The sequence below is a fragment of the Pseudoxanthomonas sp. genome (assembly GCF_027498035.1).
Taxonomy (GTDB): Bacteria; Pseudomonadota; Gammaproteobacteria; order Xanthomonadales; family Xanthomonadaceae; genus Pseudoxanthomonas_A.
In genome coordinates, this window is record NZ_CP114978.1 from 2,243,830 (window position 1) to 2,260,490 (window position 16,661).

The 16,661-nt window shown below is 64.8% G+C and carries 18 protein-coding genes; 5 read left to right on the forward strand and 13 right to left on the reverse strand.

Annotated features, from left to right (window positions below):
- Nucleotides 1-206: 206 nt before the first annotated feature.
- Nucleotides 207-614 (reverse strand): winged helix-turn-helix transcriptional regulator, encoded by a 408-nt coding sequence (locus O8I58_RS09700; protein ID WP_298315019.1) that lies wholly within the window; start codon nucleotides 612-614, stop codon nucleotides 207-209.
- Nucleotides 615-692: 78 nt separating this feature from the next.
- On the opposite strand from O8I58_RS09700, the gene O8I58_RS09705 reads away from it, so the two are divergent.
- Nucleotides 693-1,415: an SDR family NAD(P)-dependent oxidoreductase gene (locus O8I58_RS09705; RefSeq protein WP_298315022.1), complete on the forward strand. Its 723-nt coding sequence runs from the start codon at nucleotides 693-695 to the stop codon at nucleotides 1,413-1,415.
- Nucleotides 1,416-1,534: 119 nt separating this feature from the next.
- Here O8I58_RS09705 and O8I58_RS09710 read toward each other — a convergent pair whose 3' ends face one another.
- The gene (locus O8I58_RS09710; RefSeq protein ID WP_298315025.1) at nucleotides 1,535-2,371 is read right to left on the reverse strand and encodes an SDR family NAD(P)-dependent oxidoreductase; all 837 of its coding nucleotides are present in this window, start codon (nucleotides 2,369-2,371) and stop codon (nucleotides 1,535-1,537) included.
- Nucleotides 2,372-2,623: 252 nt separating this feature from the next.
- Nucleotides 2,624-3,808, reverse strand: a complete 1,185-nt coding sequence (locus O8I58_RS09715; protein ID WP_298315028.1) for an MFS transporter — start codon at nucleotides 3,806-3,808, stop codon at nucleotides 2,624-2,626.
- A gap of 236 nt (nucleotides 3,809-4,044) precedes the next feature.
- Here O8I58_RS09715 and O8I58_RS09720 point away from each other — a divergent pair, with 236 nt between their 5' ends.
- Nucleotides 4,045-4,947: a LysR substrate-binding domain-containing protein gene (locus O8I58_RS09720; protein ID WP_298315031.1), complete on the forward strand. Its 903-nt coding sequence runs from the start codon at nucleotides 4,045-4,047 to the stop codon at nucleotides 4,945-4,947.
- Between the two features lie 138 nt (nucleotides 4,948-5,085).
- Here the strand turns inward: O8I58_RS09720 and O8I58_RS09725 are convergent, their stop codons facing one another.
- The 6 genes from O8I58_RS09725 to O8I58_RS09750 all read right to left on the reverse strand — a co-directional run bounded on the left by O8I58_RS09725 (nucleotide 5,086) and on the right by O8I58_RS09750 (nucleotide 9,414).
- Nucleotides 5,086-5,889, reverse strand: a complete 804-nt coding sequence (locus O8I58_RS09725; RefSeq protein WP_298315033.1) for a thiol:disulfide interchange protein DsbA/DsbL — start codon at nucleotides 5,887-5,889, stop codon at nucleotides 5,086-5,088.
- A gap of 190 nt (nucleotides 5,890-6,079) precedes the next feature.
- Entirely contained in the window at nucleotides 6,080-7,348 is a 1,269-nt protein-coding gene (locus O8I58_RS09730; protein ID WP_298315036.1) for an RNA polymerase sigma factor, read from the reverse strand.
- Nucleotides 7,349-7,401: 53 nt separating this feature from the next.
- On the reverse strand, nucleotides 7,402-8,094 hold the full coding sequence (locus O8I58_RS09735; RefSeq protein ID WP_298315039.1) for a dihydrofolate reductase family protein: 693 nt from the start codon (nucleotides 8,092-8,094) through the stop codon (nucleotides 7,402-7,404).
- Between the two features lie 16 nt (nucleotides 8,095-8,110).
- Nucleotides 8,111-8,464 carry a DUF1428 domain-containing protein gene (locus O8I58_RS09740; RefSeq protein WP_298315042.1) on the reverse strand — a complete coding sequence of 118 codons (354 nt, stop codon included), beginning with the start codon at nucleotides 8,462-8,464 and terminating at the stop codon, nucleotides 8,111-8,113.
- 92 nt (nucleotides 8,465-8,556) lie between these two features.
- Nucleotides 8,557-8,973 (reverse strand): VOC family protein, encoded by a 417-nt coding sequence (locus O8I58_RS09745; protein ID WP_298315045.1) that lies wholly within the window; start codon nucleotides 8,971-8,973, stop codon nucleotides 8,557-8,559.
- Nucleotides 8,974-8,994: 21 nt separating this feature from the next.
- Nucleotides 8,995-9,414: a YciI family protein gene (locus O8I58_RS09750; protein WP_298315047.1), complete on the reverse strand. Its 420-nt coding sequence runs from the start codon at nucleotides 9,412-9,414 to the stop codon at nucleotides 8,995-8,997.
- A gap of 220 nt (nucleotides 9,415-9,634) precedes the next feature.
- On the opposite strand from O8I58_RS09750, the gene O8I58_RS09755 reads away from it, so the two are divergent.
- Together O8I58_RS09755 and O8I58_RS09760 are read left to right on the forward strand one after the other, a co-directional pair.
- Nucleotides 9,635-10,045: a YciI family protein gene (locus O8I58_RS09755; protein ID WP_298315050.1), complete on the forward strand. Its 411-nt coding sequence runs from the start codon at nucleotides 9,635-9,637 to the stop codon at nucleotides 10,043-10,045.
- 169 nt (nucleotides 10,046-10,214) lie between these two features.
- Nucleotides 10,215-10,643, forward strand: coding sequence for an XVIPCD domain-containing protein (locus tag O8I58_RS09760; protein WP_298315052.1), 429 nt, complete (start codon nucleotides 10,215-10,217; stop codon nucleotides 10,641-10,643).
- Between the two features lie 24 nt (nucleotides 10,644-10,667).
- On the opposite strand, the gene O8I58_RS09765 is transcribed toward O8I58_RS09760, so the two are convergent.
- The 4 genes from O8I58_RS09765 to O8I58_RS09780 all read right to left on the reverse strand — a co-directional run bounded on the left by O8I58_RS09765 (nucleotide 10,668) and on the right by O8I58_RS09780 (nucleotide 15,849).
- Nucleotides 10,668-13,655, reverse strand: coding sequence for a bifunctional diguanylate cyclase/phosphodiesterase (locus tag O8I58_RS09765; RefSeq protein WP_298315054.1), 2,988 nt, complete (start codon nucleotides 13,653-13,655; stop codon nucleotides 10,668-10,670).
- Between the two features lie 178 nt (nucleotides 13,656-13,833).
- Nucleotides 13,834-14,748: an oxygenase MpaB family protein gene (locus tag O8I58_RS09770; RefSeq protein ID WP_298315056.1), complete on the reverse strand. Its 915-nt coding sequence runs from the start codon at nucleotides 14,746-14,748 to the stop codon at nucleotides 13,834-13,836.
- A gap of 152 nt (nucleotides 14,749-14,900) precedes the next feature.
- Nucleotides 14,901-15,194: a hypothetical protein gene (locus O8I58_RS09775; RefSeq protein ID WP_298315059.1), complete on the reverse strand. Its 294-nt coding sequence runs from the start codon at nucleotides 15,192-15,194 to the stop codon at nucleotides 14,901-14,903.
- A 220-nt stretch (nucleotides 15,195-15,414) separates the two neighbouring features.
- The gene (locus O8I58_RS09780) at nucleotides 15,415-15,849 is read right to left on the reverse strand and encodes a hypothetical protein (protein WP_298315061.1); all 435 of its coding nucleotides are present in this window, start codon (nucleotides 15,847-15,849) and stop codon (nucleotides 15,415-15,417) included.
- Between the two features lie 121 nt (nucleotides 15,850-15,970).
- On the opposite strand from O8I58_RS09780, the gene O8I58_RS09785 reads away from it, so the two are divergent.
- Nucleotides 15,971-16,552, forward strand: a complete 582-nt coding sequence (locus O8I58_RS09785; RefSeq protein ID WP_298315063.1) for a hypothetical protein — start codon at nucleotides 15,971-15,973, stop codon at nucleotides 16,550-16,552.
- Nucleotides 16,553-16,661: the final 109 nt, after the last annotated feature.

Sequence of the window (16,661 nt, forward strand, 5' to 3'; positions counted from 1 at the left end):
ATGCGACGCAGCGTCCGCTTCTATTCCGGCCAAGCGATGCACGTGAGATAGATGGCCATGCGGGCGCAAGGCCACCCTTGGTGGCGGCTTACCGATGCTGGCGACGGCGTCTTCGGAATCGACAGCTATCGGCCAAGAAGCAGACCTCAGCTCAGGCATACACCGGTGTCGATCTCAATCGACTAATTCGCTTTCCGCATGCGTGGCTAGACTGGCTCCTTCTGCCTGTCGTAACGCGCGACAGCGGTATCAATTTCGTTCCCATGTTCGAACGCCCATTTGCACAAGGCTTCGAACGGCTCCCTCAAGGCATGTCCAAGAGGCGTGATCGCGTACTCAACGCCAATGGGCGCGGTAGGCAGCACCGTTCTTGTCACCAGACCGTTGCGTTCTAGCCGCTTCAACGCATCGGCAAGCGCTTTGTGGGTAATCCCATCCAGTCGACGCTTGATCTCATTAAAGCGAGAAGGCTTTGGGCAGATCACGCACAAGATCAAGATCGTCCACTTATCCGCGATCTTGTCGAGGACGGGTCGAATCTGAGCCATCTGGGACAGCACCCTGACCGACTGCGCCGCCAGCTCGATATCCCCGTGTACATCTAGGCTAGCCATAGTGCGTTCTTGATATCAAATTTACTGCGTATATCTTATCGCCCTTCTCTTCCTGGGCACACTTCTACAATGAATCAGATGGCAGATAAGGTCGCGCTGGTAGTTGGCGGCGCAAAGGGCATTGGCTTGGCTGTTGCAACGCGCCTAGCCACAGAAGGGGCGGCCGTGTTCATCACAGGTCGTGCTCACGACCAGGTGGAGGCTGCAGTTTCGGCGATTGGCCATGGCGTTTATGGCTTGGCGGCAGACGCAAGTGCACCCGAAGACCTCCGTCGCGTGATGACCGACGTCCGAGAGCGCTGCGGGCATATCGACGCCTTAGTCTTGAACGCCGGCATCAGCGAGCCCGCATCGCTGGGCGATGTGAGCCAGGATCACTTCGACCGGCATTTTTCGGTCAATGTTCGAGGCACGCTGTTCGGCCTGCAGGCAGCCCTCGGCACCTTGAGAGATGGCGCGTCAGTTGTACTGATGGGCTCAGTCGCCAGTTCCATCGGTATTGCCAACTATGGAACCTACGCTGCGACCAAGGCAGCCCTGCGCTCTTATGCACGCACTTGGGCGGCGGAACTTGCTCCGCGTCGCATTCGAATCAATGTCGTTGCCCCAGGCCCGACGGATACCGAGATGATGGCGCGCGTGCCGGATGAAGTTCGCGCATCGATCGTCGCACCGATTCTCCTGGGTCGCATGGCAAAGCCAGAAGAAGTTGCGTCGGCAGCGCTGTTCCTGCTCAGTGACGAAGCAAGCTTCATCACAGGGACGGAGCTATTCGTCGACGGCGGCATGGGGCAGATTTAGTTCGACCGTGAGGCTGGCACCCGTAACGACTACCGCCGGCCTCAGATCGGATGCGACATACCCACCCGCGGCCGCTCCCGGCCAACAGCAGCCATCGCTTCTATAGGCAACTGCAGAGCCTACTTTTTCATCCACTCAGCAAAGCGTGACTTCCAGTTCGGATGCCATCGCGACAATGCTGGTCGATTCTGGATCATGTCATCCATCGCCCACCTGATCCGCTTGGCATCCATCTCCGAGGTGACCTCGTTATCCGGACAGAGGATGTAGAAGTCTTCGTTCATCAGGCGCGCCATGAAGTAGTCAACCAATTGCTCGACGCTCCAAGGCGCTTCGGGCTTGATGTCCCTGGAAAAGTCGGTGTCGGGAAAGTTCATCGGGGTCCAGGTGTAGCCCGGGACGAACAGGTGGGCCGACAAGCGCCCTTGGGTGACGGTCAGAAGATCGTGGGCCAGCTGCTCGGTGAGCACTTTGACGCCTGCCTTGGCCACCGAATAGGCCGCATTGCCTGGCGGCGTGGTGATGCCTTCCTTGGACCCCAGATTCACGATCGCGCCAGGCTGACCGCTGGCGATCATGTCGGGGACGAACACATGCTGCCCGGCCAGCACTGCAGTGAAGTTCGTAGTCATCGTGTCCTGCCACCCCTCGGGCGCATCCCACGGACCGCCGTGCTTCGTCATCCCGACGTTGTTCACCAGCAGATGCACGTTGCCGAGGCGTGCCTGGATCTGATTTTTGAACCGGAAGAGCGCATCAAGGTTGGCCGCATCCGCCGGGAAGACCAGCACGTCCTTGCCAAGTTCGCCGGCGACTCCTTCCAGCGCGTCGCCATCGATATCCAGCAACGCCAGTCGCATCCCCCGAGCCCCGAGCTCGCGCGCAACGCCCGTGCCGATACCCTTGGCAGCCCCTGTGATCACGGCGACCTTGCCCGGCGCGATGATCTGGTTCATTCGTGTGGTCATGTCGTTCTCTGCTTCCTTCACGATCAAAGTTTTGTCTCGGCTGCAAAACGCGCCGCTTGGCCCGGATGCCAGCGGGACCGGTTTCCCAGTTGCTCACCAGAACTGCGCAAACCCCACATCCATGGATTGGGCTTTGTGTCGGTTGGACCGATACACATGCGCGCCGCTTACTCGGCGCAGGTGGCGACTGCGGCTCTGCCAGCGCCAAGCACTTTCTTCATGCGATTCGACATCGGGCGCTCAGCGCTGCTCTCGTTTAGCGATGGAAAGCGCCACCACGAAGATCGCGAGGCCGCCCACAGCCAGGATTCCGCCAATCACGCCGGTTGACGCCCAGCCAAAGCCCCACGAGATCGACAGGCCACCGGTCCACGCGCCGATTGCGTTGGACGTGTTGAAGGCCGAGTGGTTCATCGCCGAGGCCAGCGACTGCGCCTTGGGCGCGCTGTCCATCAGCTTGGCCTGCAGCGCCGGGACCAGGGCGAATCCAACTCCGATCAGGAACAACACCACCGCAGCTATCGCTGCGGAGTGTGCTGCCACCGAAAAGAGCGTTAGGAAGACCACGTTCCAGATCATGAAGACCACGATGGCGCCGTTGAGCGACCTGTCCGCCAGCCAGCCGCCGGCCGTATTGCCGACCACCATGCCCAGGCCCCACAGCGCGAGGAACCAGGGAACTTCGGCGGGGTTGACGCCCGTCACCTCGGTCAGCGTCGGCGTGATGTAGCTGTAGACCGCGAACATGCCGCCAAAGCCAATCGCCGCGGTCGCCAGGGTCAGCCAGACCTGCAGTGAACCGAACGCGGAGAACTCATTGCGTGGCGAGGCATCCCGCTGGGCTTCGAGTTGGGGCACCGTCAAGGGAAGCAGGATGAGCAACAGCAGCCCGCCGGCAGCCACCAGCCCGAAGGCCGACTGCCAGCCAAAGGCCTGGCCCATCCACGTCACTAGCGGCACCCCAACCAGGTTGGCCGCGGCCAGGCCGAGCATCACCCGGCCGATCGCCTGGGTCCGTTTGTCCTTGGGCACCATCGACGCCGCAACCAGACCCGCCGTGCCGTAGTAAGCGCCATGCGGCAGGCCGGAGATGAAGCGCGCGAGGGCCGCGATCGCGAAGTTGTCGGCGCACGCAGAAAGCGCGTTGCCCGCGAGGATCAAGACCGCCAGCCCCATCAGGAGTTTGCGACGCTCCATGCGGGCGGTCAGGATCGCCAGCAGCGGCGCACCCAAGACCACGCCGATCGCATAAGCACTGATCAAGTGCCCTGCTGTCGGCACGTCGACCTTGTAGCTTGCTGCCATCTCCGGCAGCAGCCCCATCGCGGCGAACTCGGCAGTCCCCAGGAAAAGTCCCCCAAGACCGAGCACCACCTGGGCGACGAGCACATGGCCGCTGCGATCGGCGGCAGATGAATGTTGCATGGGGATGTCCTCGCTTTCTAAGCCATCAGCGGCGATCTCTCGATCCCGCGGTGCCGCCATGATGGGAAGCTTGGCTCCCGAATAGGGTTAGCCAGAACGAACGCCGCGTTCGATAGAATTCACCACGAAGAACCCGCCGCCTTGCCGATCAAGGCATTACCTTGGGTTGAGGAGCTTTCACCACACAGGTGAGGGCCAGACAGCATCGCGAGCTGTGCCACCACGAGGACATCAAGATGGGAAGGCTCACCCGGGGTGATCTGGGCGATCTCAACATGTTCCGGCAGATCGCCGAGTCAGGCGGGTTCCGAAAGGCCGCGGCCCTACTGGACGTGTCGCCTTCGGCACTCAGTCACGCCATGCGAGGCCTGGAAGCACGCCAGGGTGTTCGTCTCTTTAATCGGACCAACCGTGCTGTCACCTTGACCCCGGCGGGCGTCGAATTGCTCGCGCGCCTGGACACCGGATTCAACGAGATCGAGCTCGGACTGGAGCAACTCAATCGCTATCGCGACAGGCCGGCGGGCCAGCTGCGCCTCAACGTGTTCAGCGATGCCGCGCGTCTTGTGCTGGCGCCCATCCTGGCCGAGTACTCCAACACCTATCCAGACGTCAGGACGGAGGTGATGGTCCAGGATAGGGTGGTCGATATCGTCAACGAAGGCTTCGATGCGGGAATCAGGTATGGCGGCCTGGTGCCTGAGGACATGATCGCCATTCCGCTCGGCCCTGAGCTGCGCTGGATCGCAGTGGCCTCGCCGGCCTACCTGCAAAGCGCGCCACGGCTTGAGACACCGAGTGATCTTGCCGAACACAAGTGCATCGGCATCCGCATGGGCAACGGGCAGATCTATCGCTGGGAACTCGAAAGGGGTGACGAAGCAGACGTGGTCGCGGTGGACTGGGTGATGGTGGTCAACGAGACCGTCATGACCATCGAGCTGGCCGAAACCGGTGGTGGCGTCGCCTACTGTCTTGAACAGCGCGTCACCAGGCAACTCGCTGACGGGAGTCTGGTGCGCGTGCTGCCCGCGTGGTCGTCCATGGGACCCGCCTTCCACCTCTACTATCCAAGCCGTCGGCAGCTACCGGAAGCGCTACGTGCGTTGCTCAGACTCATACAGGCTCGAAGCGAATAGCTGATTTCTGCTACCGGCCAGTAGAGGACATTCAGTGAAACTCTGACCGATGCCTTTGGATCTCACCAGACCACTCGACTTTGGCGACTCCGTTGAGCAAAAGGCCGAGGAGTTCACCAGCGGCTTTCATTGACACCTTCAATTGGCACTCTGAGAAGAGCGCTCTTGTGCAATCAGGTGGTCTGCAATTCGGAGCGAGTCCTCCCAGCTCTTTCCTTTGACCAGATACTTTCCATCAACCACGATTGACGGCGTCTGATTGATCGAGCCGTGCATGGCGAATTGCCGTCCCTTCTGCATGCGCGCACTCACCCCGAAGCTTTTCATGGTCGAGCTGAATTGCTCAGCGGTGACGCCATACTGGCTATAAAACTGCGAAATCTTGTTCTCATCAATCGGCTGACCCTCACCTGGCAACGTGCCATCGGTGTGCACAGCCTTGTAGACGGCATCGTGGCTCTTTTGAGCAATACCTAGCACGTCAGCAGCGTAATAAGCGCGGGCGTAGACCGCGAAGTCGGGCCTGAAATCCGCAGGCACATAAGTGATTCGGACGTCAGCAGGCAGCCTAGTCTTCCAGTCGTGGAACATCGGACTGTAGGTGGCGCAGAACGGGCAGATGTAGTTGAAGAACTCAACGACTTCGATCTTCCCATCAGCCGGCTCGAATGGCTGACCATCCGGGATGCTCACATAGTCGTTGCCAGCCACTGGCGCAGGACCACGAAGGGGGATGATCTTGTTGGTGTTGGGAATCTCCGCCTCTGCCACCGCCGCATCCTTGGTCGCTGGCGCCAGCACGCTCGTCTTCACCGGCTCGTCAGACACAGGTTGTGCGGCGACCTTGGCGGGGACACTTTGCGGCCGTGGCGCATCAGACTGCGAGCAGGCAGCAAAGATTGGCAACATCAGGCACACACACAAAACACGCAATGCTCTCACCATTCGCTCCTTGAAATGTCCTTCTTTATTATTTACACGAAGCGGTTAACCATTCCACTGCTTCGGCCGAGACATCGCTAGGGAAGTCCTTGCCACGCTGCCTGTAAGACCGCTATGGGTCGATAGCTGCCACTTCCATCTTGACCGAGGTGTTCACCGTTGGTCAGAAGGGCATTTGAATTGAGCCTGCTCATGCAAGCCCGGCGCTTGCGCAGGCTTTGGCGCGCGCCTGCATCTGCGCGGCTTCGCGCGCGTTGCGGGTCAGGGCGGCGGCGTGTTCGAAACAGACGCGGGCTTCATCCAGGCGGCCCAGTCGCTGCAGCAGGTCGCCGCGCACCGCCGGCAGCGCGGGGTAATCACGCAACGCGGGTTCGGTCAGCAGCGTATCGGCCAGCGCCAGTCCGGCTTGCGCGCCTTCGGCGCGGCCCAGTGCGACCGCGCGATTGAGCTGGACCACCGGCGAGGGCATGGCCTGCGCCAGTACACCGTACAGCGCGGTGATGCGCGACCAGTCGGTGTCTTCGCTGCGCACGGCGCGCGCGTGGCAGGCGGCAATGGCGGCCTGCAGTGCGTACGGTGCGTTGGCTCCGCCGAGTCGCACGGCACGCTCCAGCGCTGCCAGCCCGCGCGCGATCTGCAGCCGGTCCCAGCGTGCGCGCTGCTGGGCTTCGAGCAGGATCGGACTGCCATCGGGCGCTGTCCGTGCAGCGGTGCGCGAGGCCTGTAGTTCCATCAGCGCGAGCAGGCCAAACACTTCCGGCTCCAGCGGCATCAGCCCGGCCAGCACGCGCCCCAGGCGCAGGGCTTCGGTGCACAGGGCCGGACGCATCCAATCTTCGCCGGCGGTGGCCGAATAGCCTTCGTTGAAGATCAGGTAGATCACTTCCAGCACGGCATCCAGGCGCTCGGGCAGTGCTTCGCGGCGCGGCGACTCGTAGGCCACCTGCTGCTTGGCCAACGTGCGCTTGGCGCGGACGATGCGCTGGGCCACGGTGGCTTCGGGCTGCAGGAAGGCACGCGCGATCTCGTCGGTGGACAACCCACCCAACAGGCGCAGGGTCAGGGCCACGCGCGATTCGGCCGGCAGTACCAGATGGCAGGCGATGAACACCAGCCGCAGCAGGTCGTCGCCGATGGCATCGTCCAGCTGCGCATCGCTGTCAGGGCCAGGCACGGTCTGTCCCTCCAGTTCGTAGGCGATCTCGACGTGCTTGCGCTGGTGCAGCTGCTGCTGGCGCAGGCGGTCGATGGCGCGACGCTTGGCGGTGGCGGTCAGCCAGGCAGCCGGATTGTCGGGCAGGCCGTCGCGCGGCCAGTGCTCCAGTGCCGAGACCAGCGCGTCCTGGGCCAGTTCTTCGGCCAGGTCCACGTCGCGCAGCATGCGGGTGAGCACGGCGATCACCTTGGGCGATTCCATGCGCCAGAGCGTATCGATGGTGCGGCGGACGTCTGCGGCCATGGGGCGCGATCAGACCACCAGCACATGGCAAAGACAACTGCGCTGCAACATGGCTAGCGCGGGCCGCCACGGTCGGCGTGCGGTGCAGGTGGCGCATCGATCCCCAATCGACGCTGCAGTTCCTCCGGCGGCGGGTTGTCCCGCATGAAGGAACCGTAGCTCACCGGCGCCCCCATGGCGTAATGCTGGAAGACCACGCCAGTGTCGAAGGCCAGCGTGTCCAGCAGCTTCAACCCGGCCGGCACGGTCCCGCGTTCGAACAGGCGCTTGCCCTGCCCCAGTACGACGGGAAAGGTCCATAGCCGCAGCTCATCCACCAATCCATGCCGGAGCAGCGTCTGCACCAGGCCTGGACTGCCATGCACCTGTAACTGGTTGCCCGGCCGATGCTTCAGGGCAGCCACCGCTGCAGGAACGTCGTCGCCGAGCCGCGTGCTGCCCTCCCAGGTCATGCCCAGCGGCGCATGCGAGGCCACGTGCTTGGGCACCTCGTTGAAACGCACTGCGATCGGATCGTCATCGCCGGCCTGCGGCCAGTGCGCGGCGAAGATCTCCCAGGTGCCGCGCCCCAGCAGCAGCGCATCCAGCGTATCGACCCATGCGATCTGCACATCGACCATGGCCTGATCCCAGTGCGGCACCGACCAGCCACCGTGTTCGAAGCCGCCGCTGCGGTCTTCGTCCGGGCCACCCGGCGCCTGGGCCACGCCATCGAGCGTGACGAACATGCTCACCACCAGTTTCATGTCGAAGCTCCCTTGGTTACAGGCTGACGATGGACTTGAAGCCGCCCCAGAACATGCGCTTTCCATCGAAGGGCATGTTGTCCGGCGTGCAGGCCAGGCGCGGGTCGTTCATCGCCAGCCTGTTGACCTTGTCGCGGTGCGCGCGCGACTTGTACTTGATGAAGGCGAAGACCACCACTTCATCAGCTTTCAGTTTCACCGCTTGCGGGAACGAGGTGGTCTTGCCGGGTTTGACGTCATCGGAGACGGCCTCGAGATATTCCAGCGCGCCATGCTCCATCCAGATCTTGCCGGCCTTGCGCGACAGCGCACGGTAGGCCGCCAGCTTGTCCTGCGGAACGGGAAGAACGTAGCCATCGACGTAGGCCATGGGAATGCTCCTGTGCTGTGGGATTGGTTCGGGAGTGCCGGCTCCAAATCACCGGAAATCGAGCGGGTGCCTGTAAGTGGAAGGCCTCGTCGTCAGGCCGGATCGGCTTCGACATTGATCATCCACGGCGTGCCGTAGCGGTCGGTCAGCATGGCGAAGCCCTTGGCCCAGAAGGTCGGGCCCAGCGGCATCTGCACCTGCGCGCCTTCGGCCAGCGCGGCATAGATCCTTTCAGCTTCCGCCAGGCTGTCCGGGTGCAGGCTGACCGTCATGCCGTGTGGCGGCGTGTAGTCCTGCGGCGGACAGGCATCGGACGCCATCAGGGTGACCCCGCCGGCCACGACCATCGCATGCATCACGCTATCGTCGGGCATGCCCGGCATCTTCGCGTCGGGTGGCGCTTCGCCGGCAGTGAACAGCGCAACCACCTCGCCGCCCAGCGTGCTGGCGTAGAAGGCCATCGCCTCGCGGCAGTTGCCGTTGAAGAACAGGTACGGTGAGACGTGCATGTGCGTGCTCCTGTGGGTGGATCAGGGGTGGTGACGGGTGCGTTCGCGCAGGCGCGTTTCCTGTTCGCGCAGCGCTGGCGTCATGGCCTGGCCGAAGTCTTCCATCTCGAAGATCGGACGCAGTTCGATTTCGGTACCGCCGTCGAAGGGCGCGCGCTTGAGCCATTCGATGGCTTCGTCCAGCGAACGCACCTGCCATAGCCAGAAGCCGGCGATCAGCTCGCTGGTTTCGGCGAATGGTCCGTCGATCACGCTGCGCGCCTGGCCTTCAAAGCGCACGCGCGCGCCGCGGCTGGACGGATGCAGGCCTTCGCCGGCCAGCATCACCCCGGCATTGACCAGGTCTTCGTTGTAACGGCCCATGGCGGCCAGCAGCTCGGTCGACGGCATGACGCCGGCTTCGGACTCGGCACTGGCCTTGACGATCACCATCACTTTCATCGTAGGACTCCCGGTTGGCACGCGGCCGCAGAAGCGGATCTTCAGCGGCTTGTGTGACCACGACGAACCGGTGGGGCGCGGATCGACACGGCCGCCAAGGAAATTTTCGGCGTTGCCCTGGCCCGGCCCGGGGCTGGCGTCGTTCCGCACCGTGTCAAGGCATCGGACCAGCACTGGGGCATCATGCGGCCCAGACCGACGCCGCCTTGCTGGAGCCACCATGCAGTTCCTGATGCTGATCCACACCGATCCAGCGTTGCTCGACGCCCTGCCGCCGGGTGAATACGACCACCTGATGCGCGGCTGTTTCGAGCATGCCGATCAGCTCAAGCGCGACGGCGTGCTGCTGGGTTCGCAACAGCTGGAAGCGGCAGCGAGCGCGCGTTCGATCCGCGTGCGTGCCGGCAGGACCAGCGTGGTCGATGGCCCGTTCGCCGAAACCAAGGAGCTGCTGGCCGGCTTCAACCTGATCGAAGCGGCCAGCCTGGATGAAGCCGAGGCGATCGCCCGCACCTTCCCGTGGGCCGCGGTGGGCTGCATCGAAGTGCGCCCGGTGCGCGACATGGGCCTGGTACGCGAGCGCGTGGGCGCACACCCCGGGTCGCTGGAACTGGTGCGCCGGCCCGGCTGATCCGCCCGGCATGAAGCGCTTGATCCCGCACGGCTGAGCCTGCCGACGCCGCGCCAACATCGCATCGTGCAGGCTGGCGCGCATTGCCAGCTGCTACTGGCGCACGATGACCTGCACGGATGCACGATCAGGGTGGAAGGAACCTCCCGCACGACTGGAGACCTTTCGCATGACGCCCGACACCCCGGCCGCATCCCCGTCCGGAAGCACGCCCCCCGACGATCCGCTGTACCGCCAGTGCGAGGCCGGCGTCCGCCAGCTGGAAGCCCAGCTTGGCCGGCCATTCGACGCCAGCAGCGAACGACTGAGTGCAGGCCTGGCGGTGCTGGCGCATGAGCACGGATTGTCGCGCGTGGACCACGTGCTGCTGTCGGAAGACGGCCCGCACGTGGGCCGTGGCGAACATGTCTTCGTCGTGCAGGGCGCGCTGGGCGATCCTGCGCAGCTACGCGCCCACATGCGCACCGAGGAGGCCGTCGCGCTGACCGTGCAGCAGTCCTTTGCACGCCTGCAGCAGCTGCAGGAGGCACATCGGCTGGCCGTCAGCCCGGCGCAGGACCAGCCACCGCTGCAACGCGACCCCACCCAGCAACGCTGACGCAGGATCAAGCCCAGCGTCACTTCAAAGCAGTGCCACGCCCTGGACGCGCTGCAGGGCCAGTTCCAGCGGCTGTGGACGCCCCAGCAGGAAGCCCTGCACCTGGTCGCAACCGTAGCGGCGCAGCCACTCCAGTTCTTCCGGGCGTTCGACGCCTTCGGCAATCATCACCAGGCCCAGGCTGTGGCCCAGCTGCAGCAGCGCGCGACAGATGCTGGCGTTGCGTTCATCACGGTCCACGTCGCAGACGAAGGTGCGGTCCAGCTTGATCGAGCTCAGCGGCAGGTGGCGCAGGTAGGACATCGACGAGAAACCAGTGCCGAAATCGTCCAGCGAAATGCTCACCCCGGCATCGCGCAGGCGCTGCATGGTGGCCTTGCCCTGCTCTGGCCGGTTCATCACCACCGTCTCGGTCAGCTCCATGTGCAGCGCACCCGGCGAGATGCCGGCCTGGGTGCAGGCCGCTTCCAGTTCGCGGGGGAGATCAACCTGCAGCATCTGCACCGCGGAGACGTTGACCGCCACTGGCAGGTCGCCACAGCCCTGGCGCTGCAGCCAGGCCTGCGCCTGCGCGGCGCGGCGCAGGACCCAGTTGCCCAATGGCACGATCAGGCCGGTGTCCTCGCACAGCGGGATGAAATCACTGGGCGGGATGTTGCTGCCATCGGCCTGCGGCCAGCGCACCAGGGCTTCCAGCGCGGCCACGCCGCCATCGGCCACCCGCACGATGGGCTGGAAGTGCAGCTCGAATTCGTTCTGCTCGATCGCCGTGCGCAGGCGCGCGGCCAGGCGCAGGCGGTCGCTATAGCGGCGGGCCAGGGCGCCGTCGTAGCGCGAGATCTCGAACGCAGCCGATTCCAGGGCATGCGCGGCCAGTGCGGCATTGCCGATGATGCGCTCGGCGCGATGGCCGCTACCGTCGTCCTCGGCCAGGCCGAAGCGCGCGTCCAGACGCTGCATGGACCCATCGCTGTCGCCAATGGGCTCGCGCACCGCTTCGATCGCCGCTTCAATCGCGGCCGCCGACCGCTGCGGGTGCAGGATCGCCAGCACGAAATCCTCATCCGGCTGGTGCGCAGCCAGGCCGAAGTCGTCCGCCCATTGCTGCAGGCGCCCGGCCAGGGTCCGCAACACGTTGTCGGCGGCCTCCCGGCCCAGCGAATCCCGGATCGGCTGCAATCCGCGCAGCTGCAGGTAAACCACCTGGTAGCCGGGCGCCTGGCCCTGGTCCAGGCGATCTCCCAGCGTCTGCACGTTGATCAGGCCGGTGGTCTGGTCGTGGCGGGCACGGTAGGCCAACTCCTTTTCGTACTCGATCCGTTCCGAGACATCCTCGGCCAGCACCAGCCACGCATCCTGCCCACCGAAACGGATCTCGCTGCCATGGATGCGCGCCTGCAGGGTCGAACCATCCTTGCGCCGGTGCTGCGACACGTGCGCGCTTTCGAAGCCGGTCACCGTGCCCTGCATCGACCCTCCGGTATCGGGCAGGCCGCCCGGACAGATGTCGCGCAGCTGCATGGTCAGGAATTGTTCGCGGCTGAAGCCGTACTGCAGCGACGCGGCGCGATTGACTTCCAGGAACCGTTGCGTGCGCGCGTCATGCACCCAGAACGGCAGCGGATTGCGGTCGAAGATCAGCCGGAACTGACGCTCGGCATCGGTGACGCGCGACATCGCCTCCATGCGCTCGCTGATGTCCACCAACGTGCCGGTCATGCGCGGGATGCCCGACTCGTCCTGGACCACGCCACCACGGGCCACCACCCAACGCTCGGTGCCATCGTCGGCCACCAGCCGGAACTCGCTGGAGAACGCGCTGTGGCTGCGCCAGGCGCTGACAAAGCGGCGACGCAGCATGCCGCGGTCCTGGGCGTGCACATGGCGGCCAAGGGTCCGCAATGAAGCGGTCTCCTCGCCGCCCAGGCCGAACATGCGGCTGATGTCGCCGCCCCAGGCCAGCTCACCGCTTCCATGCTCCAGCGCCCAGGCGCCCACCTTGCCGGTGTGCTGGGCCAACCGCAGGTGTTCGCTGTTGCGCTGGAGCTGATGCAGCATCTCGCGCTGGTCGCTGTCGACGCGGCGGACCGCACGCAGCATCAGCAACAACCCTCCCCAGTACAGCAGGTACAACAGCACCGCCACGACCAGGATCGCGACCCACGGCGCCAGCACCTCGCGCTTGGAGAGGCCTGCCCAAACCTGGAGCGGATAGGGCTTCAGCCCGCGCACCGCCACGATCCGGCGCAGGCCGTCGATTTGGCTGGTGTGTTCGGTGATCCGCGAGGTGTCACCGCTCAGCGCCATCGGCGACGGGCCTGCCACATGGCGACCGATGATGCCGGGCTGGCGCAGCAGGCTGCGGGCCAGGACCACGTCCCCTGGACCGACGATGCTGGCCACGCCGTCGCGACCGGCATCCAGGCCATCGACCATGGTCTGCAGCTCATCGGTGTACAGGCGAGTCAGCAGCCAGCGCGGGGGAACGTTGCCGCCATCGGGCATCGGCAAGGCGATCGGCAGCACCCAGCGCCCACCTTCCACTTCAACCGGCGGGCCGAAGCGCAGCGCGCTGCCCTGGCCATGGGCCGCGCTGTCGATCCATCGGGAAAAACCCGCATCGCCCTGGCCGCGGGTCAGGGCCGCGCCCTTCCCGTCGACCAGCACGATGCTGTGGATCTCGTGATGGCGTTCCACCACGCCGGCGATGGACTCACTGATCAGTGCCGGTGCCTGGCCAGGCACGGCGTTCATGAGCTGGGCCGCGTCGCTGGCGATGCCGCGCATGGCCCGTTCGATGTTACGCAGCTCCAGGATGAGCACGCGCTCCATGCCTGCCACCAAGGCCTGGCTCTGGCGCTCGGCGCCCTCCAGCCGGTTGCGCCGGTCGCTGATCACCCAGTAGCCCATTCCCACGGCAAGCGCCACAGCCAGCAGCAGGCCGAAGCGCAGCACTGTCCGGGCCTGCACGACCGAACGGAATGGACGATGGCGTGAATCGAGACGATCCATGTTGGTGCGCACTTGGATGGATTCCCCCCGCTTCCCGATCAACAGGAAGCCCGGCCGCCGCCATGTTCCGCTCCCCGGAGCAAGGCAACCTGCCGGAGCATACGCCGTTGATGATGGGAGCGGCAGACAGTCGGGGCCCGCAGCGCTCGGCGGACGCGCGCCGCCACAGATGCTGGGCTCACGGCCAGTGGTGCAGCGTGGTCGTGGACACGTCCATGCGCGCGCAGGCCCGTGCGGATACACCGTCGGTGAGCGCGGCACGGAACAGCGGCGCCATCCCGCGCAAGGTGGTCGACGCCAGCGCGGCCCGTGCCCGTTGTCCCCTGCCGATGGCGAGCAGCGGCAAGGCCCAGTCCGGCAGCAGCGCCACCGCGGCCCCCAGGAACAGGTCGCGCGAGATCCCCGCGACCGGCACCGGCAGCGCGATCCGGGCCAGGACTTCCATCACTTCGCGCGAGCGCTCATCGAATCGCAGCTGCGGCTGCATGGTGGCGAAGTAGTCGCGGACCTGCGCCTGCGAGGCCGGCACATCCTTGGCACCGAGGGCTTCGGCCACCCGGCGCACCTCGTCGTAATAGCAGTCGGCCATCGCATCGGGCACAGACCGGCAGTACATGCGGTAGCCCTGCAGGAAACCATGGGCCTCGGTCACGTGCACCCAGGTCAGCAGGTCTGGATCATCGGCGGCATAGGGCTGGCCGTCGGCGGTGCTGCCACGGACGTGGTGATGGATACCACGCACCCGCTCGATCAGTTGCCGTGCCTGCCCGGTCGAAGCGTAGGTGGTGCCGGCGACGAAGGCCGTCGTCCTACGCAGCCTTCCGACCAGGTCGCCACGGAAATTGGAGTGGTCATGGACCCCGGCCAGCGCGCGCGGATGCAGGGCCTGCAGCATCAACGACGACAGTCCGCCGGACAGCATGCCCGGGAAGTCAGCATGGATGCGCCAGGTCACGCTATCGGGGCCGAACAGCCCCGCATCGCCGGCCGGATGGTCGTAATCCAGGCCGGATTGCCCACACGGGAAGGCGCCCAGCACCCAGCGACGGATGGGCTGCGTGGCGGGCCGGACCAGGGTACGCAGCATCGACATGCCGCCATCGTACCGGCAGGTTGGCGATCCCCGAAGGCAGCGGCAGACACCGCTTCGCAACAGGGCGGGTTCGGCCGGGAACCGGCCCGGAAACAGGAAAGCGCCCGATGGGCGCCTTCTCCAGGACCGAAGAACGCCTGGCTCCGCAGGCATCAACCCTTGATGCGCTGCCAGACCTCGGCATAGACCGCGCGGGCCTCCTCCAGGGTCAGCCCGCGCGAACGCACCGCCTGCAAATTGGCATACAACGCCGAGCCGGTGTCCTCGTCGGTATGCGGATGGTTGAGGTACACGTCGTAGGCACTGGACAGTGCCGGCCAGTAGAGCTCGAACGAGCGATGCTGCGAGGCGCGCGGCATGTGTTCGTAGCGTTGTCGCCAGTATTCACGCTCACGATCGATATCGATGAGGATTGCGCGGTCGTTGTCGTCAGGCTGATAGCTCATGCGTTTCCAGAGTTGAACCCGGTGAGCCGGGATGTTCCCCGGCACTCAAGGCTTGCAGCGCAGTTGTAGCGCCCCCGTCGAGAATTACGTGAATTTGAAGTTAAGGGCAAGGAAAGACGCGTTGAGCGTCACACCTTGCAGCGCCCCAGCGCCCGCATCCGGAATGGGTGCCGATCCACGTCCCGCGCCGCACGGTGACACACCGTCCGGCCGCAAGGCCTCAGGCCTGCACGGCGTGCGGATATTCCAGCCGGGTCGTGGCTTGGTGAATCCGGTCCATCACCCTGCCGAAGATCCGGCCGGCGATGGTCGATTCCAGCGACTGGGCGACGATCTCGGGTGAATTGGCGTACATCACCGCGCCAACATCCCGGCCGGCATGCGGATGGTGCAGATAGATGTGATAGGCGCGCACCAGCAGCGGCCAGCAGGCGTCGAACCCGTCCGCGGCCTGGTGGCAAGGCAACTCGCGGTAATGGCTCTTCCAGAAAGCGCGTTCGCGATCGATGCTGACGATGATGCACGCGGCGTCTTCACGCCGTTCGGTCTGGATCTTCATGGGGGAGCTTCCGTGGGGGATGGAGGCACCTTCGACTTTCGTCTCGGCTGACTTACCGTGATGTGAAGAACGCTGCAACGCAGCATTCACGGCCATCTGCGCGTGATTCCTCTTCGACCTATGTCTCACGGAATATTGCCGATCCGTAGGCTTATGCTGCCGGCAAGCGGAGACCCCACGCGGCCACCGCCCTCCCAGCCACTGCGAGGATCCGGACATGAGTGACCTGTTCAAGGGCTTGAACCTGCTGATCGCCGACAACGAGCTTCACCGCAAGCCGTTGGACCAGCAGGCGGCGTACTGGCTGAGCAAGACCGACCGCGGCATCGAACACGAGATCCATCTGCTGGACGTGGCCAAGGGCCAGTGGCTGGCTGGTTCGGTGATGGTGTGGCTGGGCGCCTCGCTGACGGCGCTGGCGATCATTGCCGACAACCTGTGGGAACACAGCTACAACCCCAGCTTTCCCAAGATCGTCCTGGTGCTGCTGATCTGGGTGGCCATGCTGTTCGTGCTGTGGCTGATCGCCCAGGTCTTCGACCAGAAGGCCGGCTTCTCGCGCTGGGTGACCGCGTTCTCCAGTCGCGAACCGGTGACCTCGGAAAGCGATTCGGTCGAACAGGTCCAGGAAGCGCTGGAGTTCGCGCGCATTTACCCGGACATCCTCGACTACAAGCGGCGCGTGGTCGCACGCCGTCCGCTGCGCCATGAGGACATCCGCATCATGCGCGAGATGGGCCGCCAGCGACGCCATGCCGAACTGGCCCGCGAACTGACCCAGCTGGGAAGCGACAGCTGAAGCCAGGTTGCCAGCACGAATGACATACGCGAACGCCGGGCCTGTCCCGGCGTTCTGCTGTGCGCAGCAGGTCCAGCACGGCAGAATCGGATGATTCCACTTGCCCGCA